General features: G+C 66.7%; 21 protein-coding genes. 14 read left to right on the top strand and 7 right to left on the bottom strand.

What is annotated here, in order from left to right:
• The first annotated feature begins 37 nt into the window (after window positions 1-37).
• Window positions 38-208 carry a hypothetical protein gene (locus tag EYZ64_RS24435; RefSeq protein ID WP_135457498.1) on the top strand — a complete coding sequence of 57 codons (171 nt, stop codon included), beginning with the start codon at window positions 38-40 and terminating at the stop codon, window positions 206-208.
• A 24-nt stretch (window positions 209-232) separates the two neighbouring features.
• On the opposite strand, the gene EYZ64_RS24430 is transcribed toward EYZ64_RS24435, so the two are convergent.
• From EYZ64_RS24430 to EYZ64_RS24420, 3 genes are read right to left on the bottom strand one after another with little or no spacing between them, the layout of a single operon-like run.
• The gene (locus tag EYZ64_RS24430; RefSeq protein ID WP_135457496.1) at window positions 233-2,092 is read right to left on the bottom strand and encodes an outer membrane protein assembly factor BamB family protein; all 1,860 of its coding nucleotides are present in this window, start codon (window positions 2,090-2,092) and stop codon (window positions 233-235) included.
• 41 nt (window positions 2,093-2,133) lie between these two features.
• A complete protein-coding gene (locus EYZ64_RS24425) occupies window positions 2,134-5,067 on the bottom strand; it encodes an aminotransferase (protein WP_135457494.1) in 2,934 nt (977 codons plus the stop codon).
• Window positions 5,064-5,942 (bottom strand): alpha/beta fold hydrolase, encoded by an 879-nt coding sequence (locus tag EYZ64_RS24420; protein ID WP_167857950.1) that lies wholly within the window; start codon window positions 5,940-5,942, stop codon window positions 5,064-5,066. The genes EYZ64_RS24425 and EYZ64_RS24420 overlap by 4 nt, the downstream gene beginning before the upstream one ends.
• Window positions 5,943-6,036: 94 nt before the next feature.
• Here EYZ64_RS24420 and EYZ64_RS24415 point away from each other — a divergent pair, with 94 nt between their 5' ends.
• The 5 genes from EYZ64_RS24415 to EYZ64_RS24395 all read left to right on the top strand — a co-directional run bounded on the left by EYZ64_RS24415 (window position 6,037) and on the right by EYZ64_RS24395 (window position 10,338).
• The gene (locus tag EYZ64_RS24415; RefSeq protein WP_286175115.1) at window positions 6,037-6,672 is read left to right on the top strand and encodes a TetR/AcrR family transcriptional regulator; all 636 of its coding nucleotides are present in this window, start codon (window positions 6,037-6,039) and stop codon (window positions 6,670-6,672) included.
• A 127-nt stretch (window positions 6,673-6,799) separates the two neighbouring features.
• The gene (locus EYZ64_RS24410) at window positions 6,800-7,426 is read left to right on the top strand and encodes an Rv1363c family protein (protein ID WP_135457490.1); all 627 of its coding nucleotides are present in this window, start codon (window positions 6,800-6,802) and stop codon (window positions 7,424-7,426) included.
• Window positions 7,423-8,190, top strand: coding sequence for a hypothetical protein (locus EYZ64_RS24405; protein WP_135457489.1), 768 nt, complete (start codon window positions 7,423-7,425; stop codon window positions 8,188-8,190). Before EYZ64_RS24410 ends, EYZ64_RS24405 begins: the two co-directional genes overlap by 4 nt.
• The gene (locus tag EYZ64_RS24400; RefSeq protein ID WP_135457487.1) at window positions 8,187-9,092 is read left to right on the top strand and encodes an alpha/beta fold hydrolase; all 906 of its coding nucleotides are present in this window, start codon (window positions 8,187-8,189) and stop codon (window positions 9,090-9,092) included. Before EYZ64_RS24405 ends, EYZ64_RS24400 begins: the two co-directional genes overlap by 4 nt.
• Window positions 9,082-10,338 carry a WS/DGAT domain-containing protein gene (locus EYZ64_RS24395; RefSeq protein WP_135457485.1) on the top strand — a complete coding sequence of 419 codons (1,257 nt, stop codon included), beginning with the start codon at window positions 9,082-9,084 and terminating at the stop codon, window positions 10,336-10,338. The genes EYZ64_RS24400 and EYZ64_RS24395 overlap by 11 nt, the downstream gene beginning before the upstream one ends.
• A 13-nt stretch (window positions 10,339-10,351) precedes the next feature.
• Here EYZ64_RS24395 and EYZ64_RS24390 read toward each other — a convergent pair whose 3' ends face one another.
• Window positions 10,352-10,954, bottom strand: a complete 603-nt coding sequence (locus tag EYZ64_RS24390) for a TetR/AcrR family transcriptional regulator (RefSeq protein WP_135457483.1) — start codon at window positions 10,952-10,954, stop codon at window positions 10,352-10,354.
• Between the two features lie 24 nt (window positions 10,955-10,978).
• Here EYZ64_RS24390 and EYZ64_RS24385 point away from each other — a divergent pair, with 24 nt between their 5' ends.
• From EYZ64_RS24385 to EYZ64_RS24370, 4 genes are all read left to right on the top strand, one after another.
• The gene (locus EYZ64_RS24385) at window positions 10,979-11,752 is read left to right on the top strand and encodes an SDR family NAD(P)-dependent oxidoreductase (protein WP_135457481.1); all 774 of its coding nucleotides are present in this window, start codon (window positions 10,979-10,981) and stop codon (window positions 11,750-11,752) included.
• A 22-nt stretch (window positions 11,753-11,774) separates the two neighbouring features.
• Window positions 11,775-12,287, top strand: a complete 513-nt coding sequence (locus EYZ64_RS24380; RefSeq protein WP_135457479.1) for a DoxX family protein — start codon at window positions 11,775-11,777, stop codon at window positions 12,285-12,287.
• A gap of 80 nt (window positions 12,288-12,367) precedes the next feature.
• Window positions 12,368-14,104 carry a DUF3556 domain-containing protein gene (locus EYZ64_RS24375; RefSeq protein WP_135457477.1) on the top strand — a complete coding sequence of 579 codons (1,737 nt, stop codon included), beginning with the start codon at window positions 12,368-12,370 and terminating at the stop codon, window positions 14,102-14,104.
• A complete protein-coding gene (locus EYZ64_RS24370; protein ID WP_135457474.1) occupies window positions 14,073-14,471 on the top strand; it encodes a hypothetical protein in 399 nt (132 codons plus the stop codon). Before EYZ64_RS24375 ends, EYZ64_RS24370 begins: the two co-directional genes overlap by 32 nt.
• A 123-nt stretch (window positions 14,472-14,594) precedes the next feature.
• On the opposite strand, the gene EYZ64_RS24365 is transcribed toward EYZ64_RS24370, so the two are convergent.
• A complete protein-coding gene (locus tag EYZ64_RS24365; RefSeq protein ID WP_135457472.1) occupies window positions 14,595-15,386 on the bottom strand; it encodes a FadR/GntR family transcriptional regulator in 792 nt (263 codons plus the stop codon).
• A 202-nt stretch (window positions 15,387-15,588) separates the two neighbouring features.
• Between EYZ64_RS24365 and EYZ64_RS24360 the strand changes: the two genes are divergently transcribed.
• From EYZ64_RS24360 to EYZ64_RS24345, 4 genes are all read left to right on the top strand, one after another.
• Complete coding sequence (locus EYZ64_RS24360) at window positions 15,589-16,737, top strand: thiolase family protein (RefSeq protein ID WP_135457470.1); 1,149 nt, start codon at window positions 15,589-15,591, stop codon at window positions 16,735-16,737.
• Entirely contained in the window at window positions 16,734-17,528 is a 795-nt protein-coding gene (locus tag EYZ64_RS24355) for a crotonase/enoyl-CoA hydratase family protein (RefSeq protein ID WP_135457468.1), read from the top strand. Before EYZ64_RS24360 ends, EYZ64_RS24355 begins: the two co-directional genes overlap by 4 nt.
• A 3-nt stretch (window positions 17,529-17,531) precedes the next feature.
• Complete coding sequence (locus tag EYZ64_RS24350; RefSeq protein WP_135457466.1) at window positions 17,532-18,674, top strand: acyl-CoA dehydrogenase family protein; 1,143 nt, start codon at window positions 17,532-17,534, stop codon at window positions 18,672-18,674.
• Window positions 18,675-18,819: 145 nt separating this feature from the next.
• The gene (locus EYZ64_RS24345; protein ID WP_210115565.1) at window positions 18,820-19,692 is read left to right on the top strand and encodes a type IV toxin-antitoxin system AbiEi family antitoxin domain-containing protein; all 873 of its coding nucleotides are present in this window, start codon (window positions 18,820-18,822) and stop codon (window positions 19,690-19,692) included.
• 23 nt (window positions 19,693-19,715) lie between these two features.
• Here EYZ64_RS24345 and EYZ64_RS24340 read toward each other — a convergent pair whose 3' ends face one another.
• The gene (locus EYZ64_RS24340; RefSeq protein ID WP_135457462.1) at window positions 19,716-20,426 is read right to left on the bottom strand and encodes a fasciclin domain-containing protein; all 711 of its coding nucleotides are present in this window, start codon (window positions 20,424-20,426) and stop codon (window positions 19,716-19,718) included.
• 156 nt (window positions 20,427-20,582) lie between these two features.
• Window positions 20,583-21,178 (bottom strand): MFS transporter (locus tag EYZ64_RS32495; RefSeq protein ID WP_286175114.1); only part of this gene is annotated, 596 nt, incomplete at its 5' end.

Below are 21,178 nucleotides of genomic sequence, written 5' to 3'. Positions count from 1 at the left end.
TTCGCTTTCACAAGCGAAGCTTAGGCACACTTGGAGCATGCGCAGCATCTGGAAGTGGGTAGGACTTGCCGGTGTCGCCGGCGTCGTCGCGGGTGGCGTCATGGTGGCGCGGGACCAACGCCGCCGTAACGCGTATACCCCGCAGGACATCCGGGAGCGGCTCCACCAGCGGTTGGCCGGGGCCGAACGGGCTGAGCAGGCGCGATAAGCCTGTGTCGAATCGCGTTTCGGGTCAGGAGTAGCCGATCAGGGTTTCCTCGATCGGTGCAAACGAGTTGCCTTGGCCCTGGGAATGGACGGCGATCGTCGAGCCGCGCACGGGGTACAAACCAAGCTGTCCGCCGCGCACCGGGACAGGCACGGTAGCGGTTTCGCGGCAGTCGGATCGGTTGACCACGCGGAGTATGGGATCCGCCATGTGAGTGTCGTCCAGGACGTACGTGATCTCCTGCCGGAGCACAGCGATTGCCTCGATATGGCGGAGTGGGCCGAACTCGGGTAACGCGAACTCGCAGAGCGGATCTCCGGATCCAGAGAATTGACGGACCCGGTTGTTGTCGTAGGCGACGAACCCGCCGTCGGGCCCGGTAATCACCATCCGCAAGTTCATCCAGTCGTTCGGGCCCTGGTAGACGAGAGTCGGTGCCCCGGCCGCATTTACGAACAGCTCCTGCACCACTTCGGGAGCATCCCGCCAGAAGAGTTCGACGTTGTATCCCCCGGCACCCGCCGGGCTCGCACTCCAGTCGTGCGGCAGTTGCCGGCGTGGACCGTTGTCGATCGTCGCCGGCACGGGGCGATCTGTCTGCAGCGCACCGGTCTTGGTGTCGATCGAGATCTCCCGTAGGTCAAATCGATCGGGGGTCGAACAATCCAAGATGGTGATGAGGCGGTCGGTGGTGTCGATGTACTCGATATTGCGGCCGCCAAGGCTTCCACCTCCGAACGGACCGCGCGCGTAGTCGTAGTCGCTGTAGTCAGGCGTGCGCCCGTCCGCGCAACGCAGCGGATTCGATACTGTCCACCGTTGGTGTCCGGTGTGCGGATCGTACGCAATCCACTGGGATTGACCGCGGTCCACCAGAAGGGGAGTCTGGCTGGACCAGGAGGGCGAGGACTGCTGTTGGTTGTCTCGGAACACCGAATACAGCGCCCGGTCATCGGAGGTCCAAATGGGTGCACCGGTGGCGGCGTCGAGCCCGATCAGCAGCTTCGCTTCCCTGGTTGAGGCGTCCGCGATGACGACAGCACCGCCACCGTAGACGCGCAGGTCGGCGATCGGCATGGGCCCAATACGGCTGTAGCGCCACAGCTCCCGGCCATCCGGGTCGTACGCAACCACCGCGGGTTTGTCGCCGGTCGAGGCCAGCTTTCGCAGCATCACGAAGCCGGGACCCGCGGCACGCGGCATGAACTGCGGCGTGTCAATCGGGCGCGGTCCGGCCATGGTGAATCGCTGTTGTCCCAACTTCGCCGGGAACGGCGGGATGTCAGCTGCTGGCGCCGTCGTGGCGGAGAGGAAGCCGGCATCGGATTCCTTGCTGAACGTGGGGGCAGCTTGGGTGAGCGTCAGAGCGACGGCTGCGATGACACCCACCGCGATCCCCGCCATCGCGGCTCTGCGATCCGGTCGCGGAGGCGGCGTAATCGTGACGACCGAAAGCGCCAGCAGACCGGCGACTCCGATCAGAACCGTGGCAGGGACCAGCCCGATCTGCTGGCTCGGCGGAATCAAGCCGTTGAGCGCGTTGCGTTTGTCGGTGAATTTCGAGCCCAGATAGAAGGTGACCAGTCCGGCGGCGGCGATGAGTACCGCGATGCGAACGGTCCGCCGCAATGCCGGGCGGGCTCGTTCGCCGGCAATCGCCACGCCGGCGACGGCGGCGACCGCAACGATTGCCGTCACCGTCACCGACCACGCCAACGAGGTTGCCGTGGTCACCAATTCAGAGCACCGCTTGCCGGCGCAGGCCGGCCTGCCGGCCGCAGAGGCCGTGAACGCCCCCAATCCGATGCTGACCAGGAGGAAGATGGTGGCGACACCTGACACGGACCACCGAACCGCTGTGGTCGCCGCGCCTGTCACTGACATTCGCGAATACTAACGGCGACGTGGGCGGTGTGGGCCTGCGTTCACCAACCTTCGGTCAGCACCCGGTCCAGGGCGTCGGCGTAGAAATCGGCTGCCTCGACGTCAATGCACAACGGCGGCTTCGTTTTCAGGATGCTCTGGTGGTCGCCGGTCGGCTGGATGATCACCCCGAGCTCGAGCATCCGATCACAGATCAGCGCCGTTTCCTCGGTGGCCGGCTCCAGGGTCTGGGGGTCACGGATCATCTCGACACCCAGATACAGGCCGACGCCGTGGACGGTGCCGATGAGCGGATGCCGGGTGGCCAGCTCTTCCAGCCGTGACTTGAGATGCGCCCCCACGCGGGCCGCGTTGGCTTGCAGCCCTTCGTCATTCAGCACGTCGAGCACGGTCATCCCGATCGCACACGACAACGGGCTGCCGCCGGTGGAGGAGAAGAAGTAGCCCTGGCTGCGGAACGCCTCGGCGATCTCGCGGCTGGTGACCACGGCACCCAGCGGGTAACCGTTGCCGACCGACTTCGCCATCGACACGATGTCCGGGACGATGCCCTGCTGCTGGAAGCCCCAAAACCATTCACCCAGACGGCCGTATCCCACCTGTACCTCGTCGGCGACGGCGTAGCCGCCCGCTCCGCGGACCGTCGCATAGACCTGCTGCAGATATCCGTCGGGCAGGGCCATGCCGCCGGCATTGCCGTAGACCGTCTCACAGATGAATGCCGCGGGGGCACGCCCGTCCGCGATCAAACCCTCGATCTGGGCCACCGCGTCGACGGCGTAGCGGCCCACCTCGCTGCCGCGGTACTTGCCGCGGAAGCTGTTGGGCGATTCGACGGTGTGCACCCAATCCGGCCGGGTGGTAAGCGCATTGGGGTTGTCGGCGGTGGAGGTCGACACGGCATCGGTGCCGTACGTCCAGCCGTGATACGCCTCGCGCATCGCCACGACATCGGGCCGGCCGGCCGCCGCGGTGGCCAGCCGCAACGCCAGATCACTGGCCTCGGACCCGGAGTTGACCAGAAACACCGTGTCCAGAGGCTCGGGTAGCAGCCCAGCAAGGCGTTCACTGAACTCGACGACGGAGGCGTAGTTGAACCGCGAGTTGGTGTTCAGCTTGCGTAACTGGCGGGCTGCGGCCGCCGCGACCCGCGGATGCGCATGGCCCAACACTGTGACGTTGTTGACCATGTCCAGATAGCAACGCCCATTGGTGGACATCAGGAAGTGCCGCCACCCTCGTTCGATGCGCGGCGGTCGACGGTAGTAGTGCTCCTGCACAGGCGCAAACGCCCGGTCCCGCCTGGCCATCAGGTCGACGTCGGCCGGCTCGGTATCGAGGGGCGCCAGCCCCAGCAGCGGCCGCGGATCACGCACGCACGCCAGCCATCCCGGCGCCAGGCCGGGCGTGGTCAGTTCAGGGGCGCGGGGCGCCCCGATCGGCCGCAGCGCCACGTGCGTCCACCGGCCCGGCTCGGCCATGCCCAGAGCATCGCCTGCGCCCGAAGCGGAACTGATGCCGGTGAGCGTCAGCTCGTACTCAGCGCCCTGGAGCGTCACCGAATCCCACGAACGGTCGATGACCTCACCGTCGAACGGTGCGGCCAGCTCCAACCGTTCCGCCGGCCAGATGCTGAGCCCGGTCGGCACCACCGCGGGCTCCTCCTGGCTCAACGCCGGGGCCCGTGAGATCCGTGGTTGGCCGAACGCCGTCACCACCAGATCTGAGCCGCCATCGATTGCGGCCCTGGCCAATTCGTCCTCGACGCCGGGCCTCAGCCAGCCGCCGGCGAGGAACGCATCGTCCAGATCGTCGGCGGTCGCGGACAGATCCAGTGTCGTCACCGATTGCGGTGTGGCCATCATCGGGCGGGTGACCCGCACCGGCGCGGGCGGAGACGGCAGGCCCAGGTCAGCCTTGATCAACGCGGTCATCACGTCGATCGGCACCGAGGTGGCGCGCTCGAACATCTGCCACTCGCCGTCGGACTGCTCGGTGAGGTAGTCGTTGTCCGGATCGAAGCCGGCCTGGTGTGCCCCGCTGACGATCAGTACCGCGGTGCGCAGAACCAGCAACGGCCACAACGCTTCTGCCTCGGCAACGCTCAGCGGCCGGATGGCGTGGAAAGCTCGGATCCCGGGTAGCACGGACGTCGGATCGCTGCCCGGGTGCTGCAGTACCGAGGACAGGGTGATGGCCAGTTCACTGACTGCCCAGCTGTCGGACAGATCGCCGAGGTCGATGATCCCGTCGGGGTGCACCACACCGCCGATGCCGTGGGACACCACCACGTTGGCGTCGGTGAGGTCCATGTGCACGGCCTGGCGGGGCAGGGCGTCGGCCAGCGGCTCGATGTGTGCCCACGCGTCATCGGCCGCGGCCTGCAGCCGGGAGCGTGCGGCGCCATCGTCGACATGGGAGACCAGCCCGCGCACCACTTCGGCTCCGAAGCGCAGGTCCCACTGCAACGCGCGGTCCAGACCGGGATGGCGGAATTCGGCCAATGCCCGGCTCACCCGCCCGGCCAGTGCGCCGAGCTCAGCGACCGTGGCCGGCGGCAGATACCCGGACTCGATGAGCGTCCCGCCGGACAGGTGCCGCAGCAGCCGGACATAGGTGGTGCCGTTCGAGCCCAGACCGGTTACCGCGGTGAGCTTCTCGTCGTGCCGGTTGGGCAACGACTGGGCCACCCGCAGATCCGGCTCCGCCGTTGCGATCAGGTCCGCGGCCAGCTCCTGAGCAGTCAGCTCGATCTCGTTGAACGCCGGGTTGGCGATCTTCAGTACGCCGGCAATCGTCGCGCCAGCGTCGACCAGGAAGTTCTTGTCCTGTTGGCTGCCCAGCGATTTCACATTCGCGTGCAGCCCGAAGTGGGCGGCCAGGATGTCGCGGGCCTGCTGGTCGGTGACCTGAGGGGCGGGCAGCTCAGGTTCGCGCAGAAAGTTGAAGCCGATGGTGTCACGCTCGGCGTTCACCGTCCGACGAACTCCACGACCACCTCGGAGAACGCGTCGTTGTCGTCTCCGGCGGCGGTGTGCCCCGCATCGGACAACTCGACGAACTCCGCGGCGGGCACCTTGTCCAGGAAGTCCTGCACACCTTGGGGGCTGACCACATCGGACAGCTTGCCCCGGATCAGCAGGATCGGGATGCTCAGGTTGATCGCTGCCTGTTCGAGCTTCTCCACCCGCATGAACGGGTCGTCTTCGGGTTTGGTGAGGAAGGCCGGATCCCAGTGCCAGTACCAGCGCCCGTCGCGCAGTCGCAGGTTCTTCTTCAGCCCCTCGGGGCTGCGCGGCTTGGCGCGGTAGGGCAGGTAGGCCGCGACGGCGTCGGCGGCCTCCTCCAGCGAATCGAAGCCGTTCACGTTGGTGAACATGAAATCGCGGATGCGGGCGCTGCCGCTTTTCTCGAACCGCGGCACCACGTCGACCAGGACCAGCTTGGTCACCAGCTCCGGGCCGGCCTCGTGCGCGGCCAGGATGCTGGTCAGCCCACCCATGCTGGCTCCGATCAGCACCACCGGGCGCCCGATCTGGTACAGCACATGCTGCACGTCGGCGGAGAGCGCTTCCACCGAATAGTTCGCGCTGGGTGAGCGGTCGCTGTCGCCGTGACCACGTGCGTCGAGTGCGATCACGTGCAGCCCGCGATCGGCCAGGATCTGCCCCGTGTTCTTCCAGGAGTACCGGTTCTGCCCGCCGCCGTGCAGCAGCAGGACCGTGGGACGGTCAGCGGTGGACGCGGCGTCCCGGTTCCATTCGTCGCCGACCAGGTTCAGGTCGTCGACTCCCCGGAACGTGACGGTGCGCGAATCGCTGTGCTCGGTTTTCCCGGTGCTCACGGACATTCCTCTCGCCAGGCCCCGGGAGGTCACGTTACCCACGTGGGTTTTCGCCGCATCTGCGACCCGGACAAGCGTGCCGTTCCTAGAATCGTCAATCGTGCAGCCAGGTATCGAGGCGAATGAGGTGGGGGGCGACGTCAGCGAGCGCGACGCGGTCATCGAAGCCGCCTTCAGCTGCCTGTCCGAGCCCCACACCGGTGCTGTGCCGGTGGCTGCCGTGCTGGCCAGGGCGGGATTGTCGACCCGCGCGTTCTATCGGCACTTCGAATCCAAGGACGCGCTGTTCCTGGCCATGATGCGGGGCGAGGGTGACTCACTGGCCCGCCGGCTCGACTGGATCGCCGAGCATTTCGACGGCCCTCCCAGCGATCAACTGCGAGTCTGGCTCGGTCAGATTTTCGGTCTGCTGCAGGACGCGCGGCTGAACATGCACATGACCGTGCTCGATTCGGACGAGGTCCGCGCAGCCAAGGGCTATCGCGCGGCCCGCGAGCAGTGGCACGACGACCGTGAGCGGTCGCTGGCGGCGATCCTGCGCCGGGGCCTGGACGACGGATCGTTCCCGTTGGCCAAACCGGAGCAGGACGCGGTTGCCATCGGCGCGGTGGTCAGCCACGCGATGTCGCGACTGTGCTCCGACGGCGAGTGCGAGGTCGCGCAGGGCGAGGTCGTGGACTTTGCGCTGCGCGCGGTGGGGGCCCAGATCCCGTGCGCAGAGTCCGGTGGCGCGTAGCGCCAACGCGCCCGCAGGTCTTCCCGGGACTGCCGGTACCGCTGCTGACGGTGTGACCGGTGCCACGTACTTTGGACCGCACGCGTGCCATTGCACGCACCACGCAGTGCCACCGAGGAGCAGATGTATGGCAGACGACAGCGCCGACGCCGAGCCGGTCGAGCTGACCGAGGCCGACGAGTCGAGCCAGTCCGCCCCCGAAGCCGAGGTCGTCGAACCCGAGGCTGAGGGCACAGAACCTGCCGTGGCAGCCGACGACGCGGCCCCGAAGCGGCTGCACTTTCCTTTCGCGGGGGTTATCGGAGGGGCGCTCGTCGTCGGGCTCGTGGCGCTGGCCGGTTGGCTGGGCTATGGCTACTACCAGGCCCATCACGAACAGCAGCGACGTGCGATGTTCGTGGACACCGCGCGGGAGGGCGCGACGAACCTCACCACCATCGACTGGGAGCACGCCGAAGACAACATCCAGCGAGTGCTGGACATCTCGACCGGGAAGTTCTACGACGACTTCGAGCGGCGTTCGAAGTCGTTCCTCGACGTGGTCAAGCAGATCAAGTCGAAGTCGGTGGGCACGGTGACCTCATCGGGTCTGGAGTCCTACTCGAACGACAAGGCGGATGTCCTCGTGTCGGTGACCGTTCGGTCGACGAATGCGGGCGTGCCGGAACAGAAGCCCCAGGTGTGGCGAATGGTGCTGACGGTGCAGGACATTGAAGGCAAAACGAAGGTTTCGAACGTGGAGTTCATCCAGTGAGCGGCCGGCACAAGATGCCGCCGGCCGGGCGCCGTAAGGCCGCCGCGGATCCAGTGGAGAGCGTCGAGCAGGCAAGCCCCGGGCCGGAGACCGTCGAAGACACGAGCGCTGCGGAACCAGCCGAAGCGGTGGAGGCGGCTGAGGCCGAGGCGGTAGTCGAGGAAACGGTCGACGCCGACACGGACGACGCCGACACGGACGACGCCGCCGAGTCCGACGACGTTAAGGGCGAGGCTGAGGACGAGCCCACTGACGAGCCCGCCGAAGCCACGCCGTCGCGCGCCCGCTCGCGGGTCGGCTTGCCGGTGGTGCTGGCGACCGTCGCGCTGGTGTTGGCATTGACCTGCGCGGTGTTGCGGTGGCTGACCGTGTCGCAGGCTGAAAGCGACACGGCCCGAAACGAATCGGTTCAGGCGGCCAAAGAGATCACCGCCGAGATGCTGTCGTATGAGACTGAGACAGCCGAGCAGCAGCTCACGGCGGCCCGCGACCGGATGACCGGGGAATTCCTCGGCACCTACAGCGCGATGATCGGTGAGGTCATCCCGGCGGCGCATGCCCAGCAGATTGCGGCCGTAGCAGAGGTGTTGCGCGCGGGGGTGGTGAGTGCCAAGCCGGACCGCGCCGAACTGGTGTTGTTCGTCAACCAGAGCGTCCAGGTCGGAAACCACATGCCGCAGAAGACCCCGTCGGCTGCCCGGGCCACCATGGTCAAAGTCGATGACCGCTGGCTCATGTCCGAGTACGAACCGGTGCCGCTGTGACCGAGCCGCGCTGGATCGATGTCGCCACCCCCGCGGTGCACCTGCGGGCGCTGGCGTGGGGGCCTGATGATGGCCCGGTTGCGTTGTGTCTACACGGCTTTCCCGACACGGCCTTCGGCTGGCGCAAGGTGGCGCCGGTTCTGGCTGAGGCCGGCTGGAAAGTGGTTGCGCCGTTCATGCGCGGTTACATGCCCTCGTCGGTTCCTGCCGACGGGAGCTATCACGTCGGGGCGCTGATGGACGACGCGCTGCGCCTGCTGCAGGCGGTCGGGCCGACCGGACGCGATGTCATCATCGGCCATGACTGGGGGGCCATGGCGGCATCGGGTGTGGCTGCGCTGCCGGACAACCCGTTCACGAAGGCCGTGATCATGTCGGTGCCGCCGTTGGCGTCGTTTCAGCCGTTGGGTCGGGTGCCCGATGCCGGAAAGCTGTTGGCCCAGTTGCCGCGTCAGGCGCTGCGCAGCTGGTACATGATGTACTTCCAATTACCTTGGCTTCCTCAGCGTTCGGCGTCCTGGGTGGTGCCCCGGCTGTGGAAGACGTGGTCGCCGGGATACGACGCGGCCGAGGACCTGCGTCATGTCGACGCCGCGATCGGTGCACCGGACCGGTGGCGCGCCGCGCTGGGCTACTACCGGGCCACGATCCGCATGAGCAAACCGCCTGCACAGTACGCCGAGCCGCACAAGCACTGGCTGCTGCCGCCGGTGTTGCCGTCGCTGTACCTCCATGGCACTGACGATGGTTGTGCCGCACCGGATTACATCCGATGGGTGCGCGAGGTGCTGCCGGCGGGCAGCGATGCCCACGTCGTCGAATCCGGCGGTCACTTCCTGCAACTCGACCAGCCCGACATCACAGCCGCCCGCATCCTGGACTTCGTCGGACGTGAGGGCTAACCGACTCACTGCGGTCGATGCGCAGATGTTCTGGATGTCGTCCAGGATGCCCAACGACACCTTTCTGCTCTACGGATTCGACGGTGTGCCCGCCGACCTGCAGGCGGCACTCGGCGAGTTGGCGGCCAATGCCCGCATCAGCCCGGATCTGTCGCAACGCATCGACGACACCTCTCGGCTGCACTACCCGGCCTGGGTGCCGTCCCGTGTCGACGAATCCCGGTTCGTGGTACATCATCTCGACGATTCGACGTGGCTGGGCTGCCTGGCCGCCGTGAGCGGACTGGTGGACGATCAACTCGATGCGCGGGTGCTGCCGTGGCGGCTACACGTGTTCCCCGGAGTCGAGGGGATGCCCGGTGTCGCCGGCGCCGGCACCGTGGCGGTCCTGCAGATCACCCATGCCCTCGGCGGCGGCGGGCGCACCTGCGGCCCGGCGGCGGTCATGTTCGGCCGCCCGGGAACGGTGGCGCCGGTGGCGCCGGTGTACGGCCACCCGGCGATGTTGCCGTGGCGCAGCATCGAAGCGGCCCGGGCCCACCGGCAGTTGGTAGCCGACACCGAGGCCGGGCGGGTGCCGCCGGCCGCCACGTCACGCCCGCCGCTCCGGACCAACGACCGTCCTTCGGGCGTACGCGGCATGCGGACGCTCGTCCGGGATCGAGCGCAGCTGTCGGGCGCCACCGTGACGGTGCGTGCACTGGCCGGGATCTCCGAAGCCCTGGCCGGTCAGCTCCGTGAGCTGGGGACGGATTCGGCCACCCTGGGCGCCGAGGTGACCATGGCGAAATCCGGTCCGCGGCAGGCGTACAACCATTTCGGCACGGTCGGCGTGGGCCTGCATCCCTCGCTGCCGGTGGCGCAGCGCCGCGACGCGATCGCCGCTGAACTGGCGGCGCGCCGGGAACGCGCCGCACACCCGGCGATGCGGGCCTCGGAACGTGCGTTCGCCGCCACGCCGGCCCCGCTGCTGCGGTGGGGGATCGGTCAGTTCAATCCCGATGCGCGGTCGGCGACGGTCACCGGGAACACCGTGGTGTCCAGCGTGAATTGCGGTGCTGCGGACTTCGGCCTCGGCGGTATGCCGGTGCGGCTGGCGGCGGCGTTTCCGGGCTTGTCCCCGATGGTGGGGCTCACCCACTGCGTGACGGGCGTGGGGGACACCATCGCGATCAGTGTGTTCGCCGCGGAGTCGGCGATCGGGGATATCGACGCCTATATCGAGCGGCTTGAGGCGGCGTTGTGAAGGGCCTGCCGGTCTAACCGCGGCGCAGCATTGGGATGCCGACATCAAGCGCGGACTCCAGGTAACTCAGGTCGCCAGAGGCCAGCATCACACTGACCCCACCCTGGATCCCGGCCAGCAGTGCGGCGCCCACCCGGTCGGCGTCCAGATCGGCGGCAATCTTCTCCTGCGACTGCATGTGCCGGATCCCCGCCGAGATCTCGTCATGCCATTGCCGCAGTAGGGCTTTGGTGACCGCCTGGGCGCCGGGAGTGGTGCGGCCGATCTCTGACATCAGCAAGCTCAGCGGGCAGCTCTGGCCTTGGCGGCGATAGCGCTCGACCACGGCGTCGCGCCAGCGTTGCCAGGCCACCCACGAGGTCAGCTCGCCGAGGTAGGGCTGCTGATCCGCCAGCACCATCTGGGCTTCGCGTTCGGCCACGGCGAGCAACAGCTGGTCCTTGCCGTCGGGGAAGTAGTGGAACAGCTGGCTCTTCGAGGTCTGGGTGTGGGCGCGGATGTCGTCGAGCGTGGTGGCGGCGACACCGTTGCTGCGGATCACTTCGGCGGCGCCCTCGATGATGCGGTGCCGGGTGGCCTCGCCCTTGGCGGTCAGTTTTTGGACTTGCAGGTCCATTTTCATCTGCCTATACCTGGACTCATGAGTCCAAACACTACCCACGGCACCGCTCTGGCGGGTCGCACAGCACTTGTCACGGGATCCACCGGAGGCCTCGGCGTCGCCATTGCCAAGGCCCTCGCCGATCGGGGCGCCTTCGTCATCGTCAGCGGCCGCAACAAGGAACGCGGCGACTCCGTCGTCGCCGAGATCCGCACCGCCGGAGGGCAGGCCGACTTCGTCGCCGCCGACCTCGGGGCCGGGGCGGGCGAGGTGCGGCGCCTCGCGCGGCAGGCCACCGAGGCCGCCGGCGGCCAGATCGACATCCTGGTCAACAACGCCGGGGTGTGGGGGATGCCGGAACCCACCGGCGAGGTTTCCGAGCAGGCACTGCTGGAGTCGTACCAGACGAACGTCATCGCCCCCTTCCTGCTGACCGGTGCGCTGGCGCCCGCCATGGCTGAGCGTGGCCACGGCGCGGTGGTCAACGTCGGGTCGATCACCGGCCTGATCGGGGGCGACCGCTCCGCGCTGTATTCGTCGACCAAGGCCGCCGTGCACTCGCTGACCAAGTCATGGGCCGTGGAATACGGACCGCGCGGGGTGCGGGTGAACGCCGTGGCCCCCGGGCCGATCGCCACGGAACGGGCCGCCGACGTGGCCGATGAGATCGGACCGGTGCTGGCCCGCATCCCGTCCCGGCGCATGAGCACCCCCGAGGAGGTCGCCGCAGCGGTGGCTTTCCTGGCCGGTGACGACGCCGGGAACATCCACGGGGTGATCCTCAGTGTGGATGGGGGCTGGGCGGCGGCTTAACAGATGCCCTAGATTCTGTTACATGGCTGCTGATGCTGCGATCCTGATTCTGCGTGTGGTTCTTGGCCTGACCATGGCCGCACATGGCTACAACAAGTTCTTCGGCGGTGGGCGGATCCCCGGCACCGCGGGATGGTTCGACAGCATCGGCATGAAGCCGGGCCTGTTTCACGCCAGGGTCGCGGCCAGCACCGAGATCGCGGCCGGTCTCGGCTTGGCCCTCGGCCTGCTGACCCCGGTGCCCGCGGCCGGGTTCGTGGCGCTGATGCTGGTGGCGGCCTGGACAGTGCACCGGCACAACGGGTTCTTCATCGTCAAGGAGGGCTGGGAGTACAACCTGATCCTGGCGGTGGCCGCGGTGGCGATCGCCGGTACCGGGGCTGGTCACTACAGCCTTGATTACCTGCTGTTCTCCAACTGCAGCTTCTACCACCTGCTGCACGGCTGGTGCGGAATGGCGATCGCAGTCGTGCTCGGCCTGGCCGGTGGAATCGGCCAGTTGGTGATCTTCTTCCGCCCGCCGGTGAAGTCCTAGTTCGTGCGCGCCGACAATGACGCCCACTGGCCGGTCAGAACGACTACCACCGGACTAGAACACGTTCTAATCTGACCGGCATGGGTTTTCTCAAACAGGAATCTCCCGAGATCGACTTCGAGCAGTGGAGCAAGGGCACTCGTGCGGAGAAGATCCAGCCGATGGCGCGGCACTGGGCCGAGGTGGGGTTCGGGACGCCGGTCGCACTGCACCTCTTCTATGTCGTGAAGATCCTGGCCTACATCCTTGGTGCCTGGCTGATCGCGCTGACGACCACCGGGATCGACGGGTTCACCAACGTCGCCTCCTGGTACGCCGAGCCGATCGTCTACCAGAAGGTTGTGTTCTACACGATGCTGTTCGAGGTCATCGGCCTCGGCTGCGGCTTCGGCCCGCTCAACAACCGGTTCTTCCCGCCCATGGGATCGGTCCTGTACTGGTTGCGGCCCAGGACGATTCGGCTGCCACCGTGGCCGAATCGGGTGCCGCTGACCAAGGGTGATGACCGCACCGTCGTCGACGTGGTGCTGTACGGGGCGCTGTTGGTGATGCTGGTGGTGGCGTTGGCCTCGCAGGGCACCGGCCCCATCCCGGCACTCGGCAGTGAGATCGGCGTGCTGCCGGTGTGGCAGACCGCGGCGATCGTCGGCCTGCTGGCCGTGGCCGGTCTGCGAGACAAGGTGATCTTCCTGGCTGCCCGCGGCGAGGTATACGGCTCGTTGGCCGTGTGTTTTCTGTTCAGCGGCGCCGACATCGTCATCGCGGCCAAGCTGATCTGCCTGACGATCTGGATCGGTGCGGCGGCCTCCAAACTCACCAAACACTTCCCGTTCGTCATCTCGACGATGATGAGCAACAACCCGGTGGTCCGGCCGCGCTGGATCAAGCGGAGGTTCTTCGAACACTTCCCCGATGATCTCCGGCCGGGGCGGCCGTCACGCTTCGTGGCGCACTTCTCCACTGCCATCGAGGGTTTGGTTCCGTTGGTGCTGTTCTTCTCGCATGGCGGCTGGCCGACGGCGATTGCCGCCTTTGTCATGTTGGTGTTCCACTTCGGAATCCTGAGCTCCATTCCGATGGGCGTGCCGCTGGAGTGGAACGTCTTCATGATGTTCTCGGTGCTGGCACTGTTCGTCGGGCACGCCGGGATCGGGCTGGGGGATCTCACCAGCCCGTGGCCGATCGTGTTGTTCGCGGTGGTCGCGGGCACTGTGGTGCTGGGAAACCTGTTCCCGCGCAAGATCTCGTTCCTGCCAGGTATGCGCTATTACGCGGGCAACTGGGACACCTCGCTGTGGTGCGTCAAACCCTCGGCGGCGGAGAAGATCGAGAAGGACATCGTCGCGATCGCCAGCATGCCGGCCGCCCAGATGGAGCGGTACTACGGCAGCCCGGAAGTCGCCCAGATGTATCTGTACATGGGATACGCCTTCCGCGGCTTCAACTCTCATGGCCGGGCCCTGTTTACCTTGGCGCACCGGGCGATGGCGGGTGAGAACGAGGACGACTACGTGTTGACCGACGGGGAGCGGATCGTCTCCACGGCGATCGGCTGGAACTTCGGTGACGGACACATGAGCAACGAGCAGCTTGTGGCGGCCCTGCAGAAGCGGTGCCATTTCGAGCCGGGGGAGGTGCGGATCGTCATGCTCGACGCTCAGCCGATCCAGCGTCAGACCCAGCAGTACCGGCTCGTCGATGCGGCCACCGGGGAGTTCGAGCGGGGCTACGTCAACGTTGCCGACATGGTGACGCGCCAGCCCTGGGACGACGAGCTCCCGGTCCATGTCCAGCGAGATGACGCCACCACCACCTGAGCCGGTCACGGTATGGGTCGATGAGTCCGGGCGGTTGATGAGTGACCTGGGCAGCGTGGACACGCAGTGTCACGCCACCGTCCGGGCCGGCCATTGCCCGCAGCGGGCGCAGTGTGTGCTGCTGCATCGCGCGCCGGGTCCGCGGTTGCTGTTCGGCGAGTTGATGTCGGAGCTCGACGACGAGGCCGGCATCTACCTGGAGACACACGCCAAACAGCTTGACGCGGACCTCATTTCGATCACGGTGGACCACGTGGGTCCGGACGGTCCGGCCGGCAGCTGGCGCTATCGGCTGTTGCCGATGCGATGGAAGACCGCTGACGGCTGGCGGGATACCGGGGCGCGGCTGGCGGTCTGGCCGGATTAGTTCAGTCGTCTTCGAAACTGCGCACAGATCCTCGACACTGCGCACAGATCGCAATATTGCCGCGAAACGCGATCTGGACGCAGGCTCGATGGGCTGGACGCAGGCTCGATGAGCGGCCAGGGCTCAGCGCATGACGTCGCGGACCTTGACGCTCTCGATGTCTTTCAGCATCAGGATCCGTGCGGTGTCCAGGTGCCTGCGCCAGTGCGCCTCGGCGGCATCCCCGTCGCCGGAGCGGATGAGCTGGATCAGCTTGCGGTAGGACCGCATCAGCTTGTCGTAGTCGCTCTTCGACACCGGTCGACGCTCCTTGAACAGGAAGGCGTGGTGGCGCACGGTGATCTCGTGCAGCATGCCGGCGATGATGCTCAAGGTGGCGTTGCCGGACAGTTCCACGACCCGGCGGTGAAAGTCGCCGGTGGTCTCGGCCAGTTGATCTGACTGGTGGTCCTTCGGGATGTGCTCGTCGAGCATCTGTTCCAGTTCGGCGAACGCCGCCTCATCGCCCTTCTCGGCGAGCAGGCGTGCGGCCATCGGCTCGATCGCCGCACGCCCCACCAGGAGATCGGCGATGTCGGCCCCCGACAGTTCGAGCAGCAGCCCCGCCGGTCGGGCGACGATCTCGGGACCGGGCACCCGGACCCGGGCGCCGGTACGGGAACCGCGCCGCACCTCGACCAGACGCTCGGACTCCAGCACCCGCACGGCCTCGCGCAGCGTCGGCCTGCTGACCCCGAAATGCTCCATGAGCTCGGCTTCGTTGGGCAGGAAGTCGCCCTCTTTCAGCTGGCCGTCGACGACCATGCGCCGTAATGTGCCTGCGACGAGTTCGGCGGTCTTCGGGGAACGGACCGGTGCCTGCGGTGCTATTGCGTCAGGGCCGATCATCGGCGCCAGCGGTGTGGTTCGAGCCACCAGACACTCCCAGTTAAGACAACTTCGTGCTGGCCGGATGGTCAGCTGTACAACTCAGTAAACCATCTGTTCACCGCAGGATCGGAACATCGAGCCCTACCAACCAGTAGGTTGACCTAGTAAACCTACTGGTCTATTTTCACCTCGAGCGCCCCGTTGAGCTCCACTGGGGTCGCGCCACCCACTCTTCAAAGGAGAAGTCATGGCTGAAGCCGTCATCGTCGAGGCTGTCCGGTCACCTGTCGGGAAGCGCAACGGCGCCCTCTCTGGTGTGCATCCGGCGGAGCTGTCGGCGCAGGTGCTCAACGGCCTCGTGCAGCGCGCCGGGATCGACCCCGCCCTCGTCGACGACGTCATCTGGGGCTGCGTCATGCAGGCCGGTGAGCAGGCGCTCGACATCGCCCGCACCGCGCTGCTGACCGCCGGGTGGCCCGAGACCGTTCCCGGTGTCACGGTCGACCGTCAGTGCGGTTCCAGTCAGCAGTCCCTGCACTTCGCGGTCGCCGGTGTGATCGCCGGGCACTACGACGTCGTCGTCGCCGGTGGTGTCGAGTCGATGTCGCGCACCCCGATGGGATCCTCGCTGGCCAGCGGCGGACACCCCTACCCGGAGGCGTTCCGGGAGCGCTACGACAACAAGACCCCCAACCAGGGTGTCGGTGCCGAGATGATCGCCGAGCAGTGGGGCCTGTCGCGCACCCAGCTCGACGAGTTCTCCCTGCGGTCGCACGAGAAGGCCGCTGCCGCACAGGATGCCGGTGCGTTCAAGGACCAGATCGTCGGGATCAAGGACCAGGATGGCAACGTCGTTCTGGAAGACGGCGGCATCCGTCGCGGTGGCACGGTCGAGTCCATGGCCGCCATCAAGCCGGCCTTCAAGGAGGACGGTGTGATCCACGCCGGTAACTCCAGCCAGATCTCCGACGGCTCGGCAGCACTGCTGGTCATGTCGGCGGAGAAGGCAAAAGACCTGGGGCTCAAGCCGCTTGCCAAGGTGCACACCGCGGTGCTCGCCGGTGCCGACCCGGTCATCATGCTGACCGCACCGATCCCGGCCACCCAGAAGGCGCTGGCCAAGTCCGGCCTGACGGTCGACCAGATCGGCGCGTTCGAGGTCAACGAGGCGTTCGCCCCGGTTCCGATGGCCTGGCTCAAGGACATCGGCGCCGACGAGAGCCGGCTCAACCCCAACGGCGGTGCCATCGCTCTGGGTCACCCGCTCGGCGGCTCCGGTGCCCGTATCCTGACCACCCTGCTGTACCACATGCGGGACAACAACATTCAGTACGGCCTGCAGACCATGTGTGAAGGTGGCGGCCAGGCCAACGCAACCATCCTGGAGCTCCTGTGACCGACACCCAGCCCGGCGCCCTCGTAGAGAAGCGCGGCAACGTCCTGCTCATCACCATCAACCGGCCCGAGGCGCGCAACGCGATCAACGGCTCGGTCAGCGTCGCTGTCGGCGATGCGCTTGAGCAGGCCCAGAACGATCCGGAGATCCGCGCTGTCGTGATCACCGGATCGGGCGACAAGTCGTTCTGCGCGGGCGCCGACCTGAAGGCGATCTCGCGGGGCGAGAACCTCTTTCACCCCGAGCATCCGGAATACGGATTCGCCGGCTATGTCAGCCATTTCATCGACAAGCCGACGATCGCCGCGGTCAACGGCACCGCCCTGGGCGGCGGCACCGAACTCGCGCTGGCCAGTGATCTGATCGTCGCCGAGGAAAACGCCAAATTCGGTCTGCCCGAGGTGAAGCGGGGTCTGATCGCCGGTGCTGGCGGCGTCTTCCGCATCGCCGAGCAGCTGCCCCGCAAGGTGGCCAACGAGTTGCTGTTCACCGGTGAGCCGATGTCGTCTGCCGACGCACTGCGTTGGGGCCTGATCAACCAGGTCGTGCCCGACGGCACCGTCGTCGACGCCGCGCTCAAGCTGGCTGAACGGATCACAGGCAACGCACCGTTGGCCGTGCAGGCCAGCAAGCGCGTCGCCTACGGGGTCGACGAGGGCGTCATCGCCGGCGACAAGGACGGCTGGAAGCGCACCAACCGCGAGTTCAGCACCCTGCTGCGGACCGAGGACGCCAAGGAAGGGCCGCTGGCCTTCGCCCAGAAGCGCGAACCGGTTTGGAAGGCAAAGTAAGCCATGAAGCGACAGATCTTTACTGCAGAACACGAGGCCTTCCGCGAGACGGTCAAGGAGTACATCGAGCGCGAGCTCGTGCCGAATGCCGAGAAGTGGGAGACCGAGCGCATCGTCGACCGGTCGGCCTACACCGCTGCCGGCAAGTACGGCCTCATCGGCTTCAACATGCCGGAGGAGTTCGGCGGCGGCGGCTCGGATGACTTCCGGTTCAACGCCATCATCGATGAGGAGATCGCCAAGGCCGGCGTGCACGGCCCGGCGCTGAGCCTGCACAACGACGTCGTCGGCCCGTACTTCAAGGAGCTGGCCAACGACGAGCAGAAGCAGCGCTGGATGCCCGGCATCACCACCGGCGAGCTGATCATCGCGATCGCGATGACCGAGCCGGGCGCCGGCAGCGACCTGGCGGGCATCCGGACCTCGGCGGTGCGCGACGGGGATGACTGGATCATCAACGGCTCCAAGACGTTCATCTCGTCGGGCATCAACTGCGACCTGTGTGTCGTGGTCGCCCGCACCGACCCCGAGGCCGGTCACAAGGGCTTCACGCTGTTCGTGGTGGAGCGGGGCATGGAGGGCTTCACCCGCGGCCGCAAGCTCGACAAGATGGGCCTGCACAGCCAGGACACCTCAGAGCTGCACTTCGAGAACGTGCGGGTACCGAACGCCAATCTGCTGGGAAAGGAAGGTCGCGGTTTCTACCACCTGATGACCAACCTGCCCTCAGAGCGGCTCGGCATCGCCATCTCGGCGATCTACGGTGCCCGTGCGGTCTTCCAGGAGACGCTGCAATACGCCAAGGACCGCAAGGCCTTCGGCCAGCCGATCGGCAGCTTCCAGCACAACCGGTTCCTGCTCGCCGAGATGGAGACCGAGCTGGAGGTCACCGAGAACTACCTCGACCGCTGCCTGCAGGGTGTGGTCGACGGTGAGCTGACCGCGGTCGAGGCGGCCAAGGCCAAGTGGTGGGCCACCGAGGTCGCCAAGAAGGTCGTTGACCAGTGTGTGCAGCTGCACGGCGGTTACGGCTACATGATGGAGTACCGGGTGGCCCGCGCCTACGTGGACGGACGGATCCAGACGATCTTCGGTGGCACCACCGAGATCATGAAGGAGATCATCGGCCGCGAGCTGGGCGTCTAACTTCACGACCGCCTTCCCGCGAGCAGACACAAAACTGCCCCTTTTCACGCGAAAAGGGGCAGTTTTGCGTCTGCTCGCGGGGTTATCCACAGGGCTGGCTGCCAGTTGGTGGCGGCTGGGGAATTGTCCGCAAACAATCACCGGCATGACGCTCGACGAAGTGTTCGCTCTCAACCACGGCGTCGCGACCACGAACCAACTGTTGGCCGCCGTGACGTACCGGACACTCGCACGGCGGGTTCGCGACGGTGAGATCGTCCGGTTGTGGCACGGCGTCTATTCATTGGGCCCGCCAGATACATTTCGTCGGCTCTGTGGACTTGACCTGATGTCGGAGACCCCGATTGTGGGCTGTCTGGGAACGGCCGCTCAGTTCTACGGCTTTGACACCGAGAACACGGTTCGGACCCACGTTCTCGACCCGGGGGTACGCATGAGGTCATCGCCAGACATCATGGTGCATCAACGAATTGGCGCTCCGCTCAAGAAAGTCGATGGTCGGTTGCTAACCGCGCCGGCTTGGACTGCCATCGAGTTGGCGCGAACGTTGCGGCGTCCACGCGCGTTGGCCACGCTTGACGCCGCGCTGCGCAGCGGCACCTGCGCTGCAGTCGAACTCGAGCAAGCGCTCAAGGGACAGCGGGGCCGCCGCGGCGTGGTGAAGGTGCGTGAACTGTTGCCTCACGCTGACGGCAGGGCCGAATCGCCGATGGAATCTGAGATGAGGTTGGTCTTCATCGATTGGGGCTTACCCACGCCAGAACTGCAGTACGAGATCGTCGACCGACACGGACAACTGTGGCGCGTGGATTTCGCCTGGCCCGAGTGCCGGTTGGCGGCCGAATACGACAGCATGGATTGGCACGCGAATCCTGTTGCGGTCAAGCATGACCGGATGAAATCTGCCCGCTTGCAGGAGATCGGCTGGATCAGCGTGCCGGCCGTGGTTGATGATGTCCGACGGTATCCCGCTGAACTGTGCGCCCGAATCGGGAGTCACCTTGAACGTGCGGCCTGATGTCCCGCGAGCAGAGAAAAAGATCAGCCGATCGGTGCGTCGGCAGCCGGGGTCGCCGACTCGGGTGCCTTGGTGGTGGTCGTGGCGGCGGTGCCGGTGACCGTCGGCACCAGGGCCTCCGGCGGGGCGTTGGGATCGAGCACGGTGTCGATCAGGTAGATCCGGGCGTTCTGCGCCTGGATCGGACCGCAGACCAGCTTGGCGGTGTCATTGACCTTGATGTCGCCGCCCTTGCCGGTCACCTTGACCTCGGCGCCCTGCTGGGTGGGCCGCTGGCCCTTGACGTCATCGGGGCCGAGCAGGCCGAGGAACGCGTGGTAGTAGTCCAGGCTGGTGAGCGCGGCCGGATCGGCCTTGAGCGCGTCGAGCTTGCCCGGCTCCAGGGCGGCGAAGGCGTCATTGGTCGGCGCGAAGATCACGTACGGGCCGTTGTCGAGCACCGGCACGATGTTGACGCTCGGGTTCAGCCCGCCCGACAGCGCGGCGTTGAAGGTGCTGATGTCCGGGATGCTGGCCAGAACCTTGCCTGCCGGCAGATCCGCGAGGCTCTTCCAGTCCGGCATGGCCTTCTTGAAGTTGTCGCAGCCGGAGCCCTGCGGGTCGGGGATCTCCACGACCGGGGCCGTGGTCGTCGTCGGCGCCGGGTCGGCGTAGGCGGTAACTGCCAACGGCAGCGACGCCGTGATCGCGGCGACTGCCGCAGCAACGCCCAGAGTCTTGGTGCGAGTCTTCATCGGTGGGTCTTTCCTCCCGCTCATGCCTAGCCTGTAGTCGTCGGCTGCCGGTGACGCGTTACACGGCTCTCGGCGCGACGATGGCGAGCAACCGCGTACACAACAACCTCAGCGTTCCCCGCGGCGCCGCATCGGATGGTATGCGTAACGAAGCGGTTACGGCAAAGCCGAAGTGTCCACTCGATCCGGCTCGGAGCTTGTGACCTGGGTTTTTCGGATACTGAGGCATAACAGTGCGGCGACGAAACACAGCCCGGCGGCCAGCTGGAAGGCCAGGTCGTAATTGCCGTTGAGATCCCGCAGCCACCCCGCGCCCGCGGCGGCGATGGCCGCGCCGACCTGGTGGGAGGCGAACACCCAGCCGAACACCACTGGCGAACGATCCCCGAAGTAGTCGCGGCACAGCACGATGGTCGGCGGCACGGTCGCCACCCAGTCCAGGCCGTAGAAGATGACGAACACCCAGGTGCTCGGTTCGGCGTGCGGGGAGAGCAGTGACGGCAACAGCATCAGCGACAGGCCGCGGCCCGCGTAGTAGACGAGCAGCAGCAGCCGGGGGTCCACGCGGTCGGTGAGCCAGCCGGAGAACACCGTGCCCGCGACGTCGAGGATGCCGATGGTGGCGAGCAGCCCCGCGGCGACTGTCGTGGGCATGCCGTGGTCGTTGGCGGCCGGGATGAAATGCGTCCCGATCAGACCGTTGGTGGTCATCCCGCAGATCGCGAAGCTCCCCGCCAGCAGCCAGAACACGC

The organism is Mycobacterium sp. DL99, from assembly GCF_004762045.1.
Classification (GTDB): Bacteria; Actinomycetota; Actinomycetes; order Mycobacteriales; family Mycobacteriaceae; genus Mycobacterium.
This window is presented reverse-complemented; position numbering and strand designations above follow the sequence as displayed.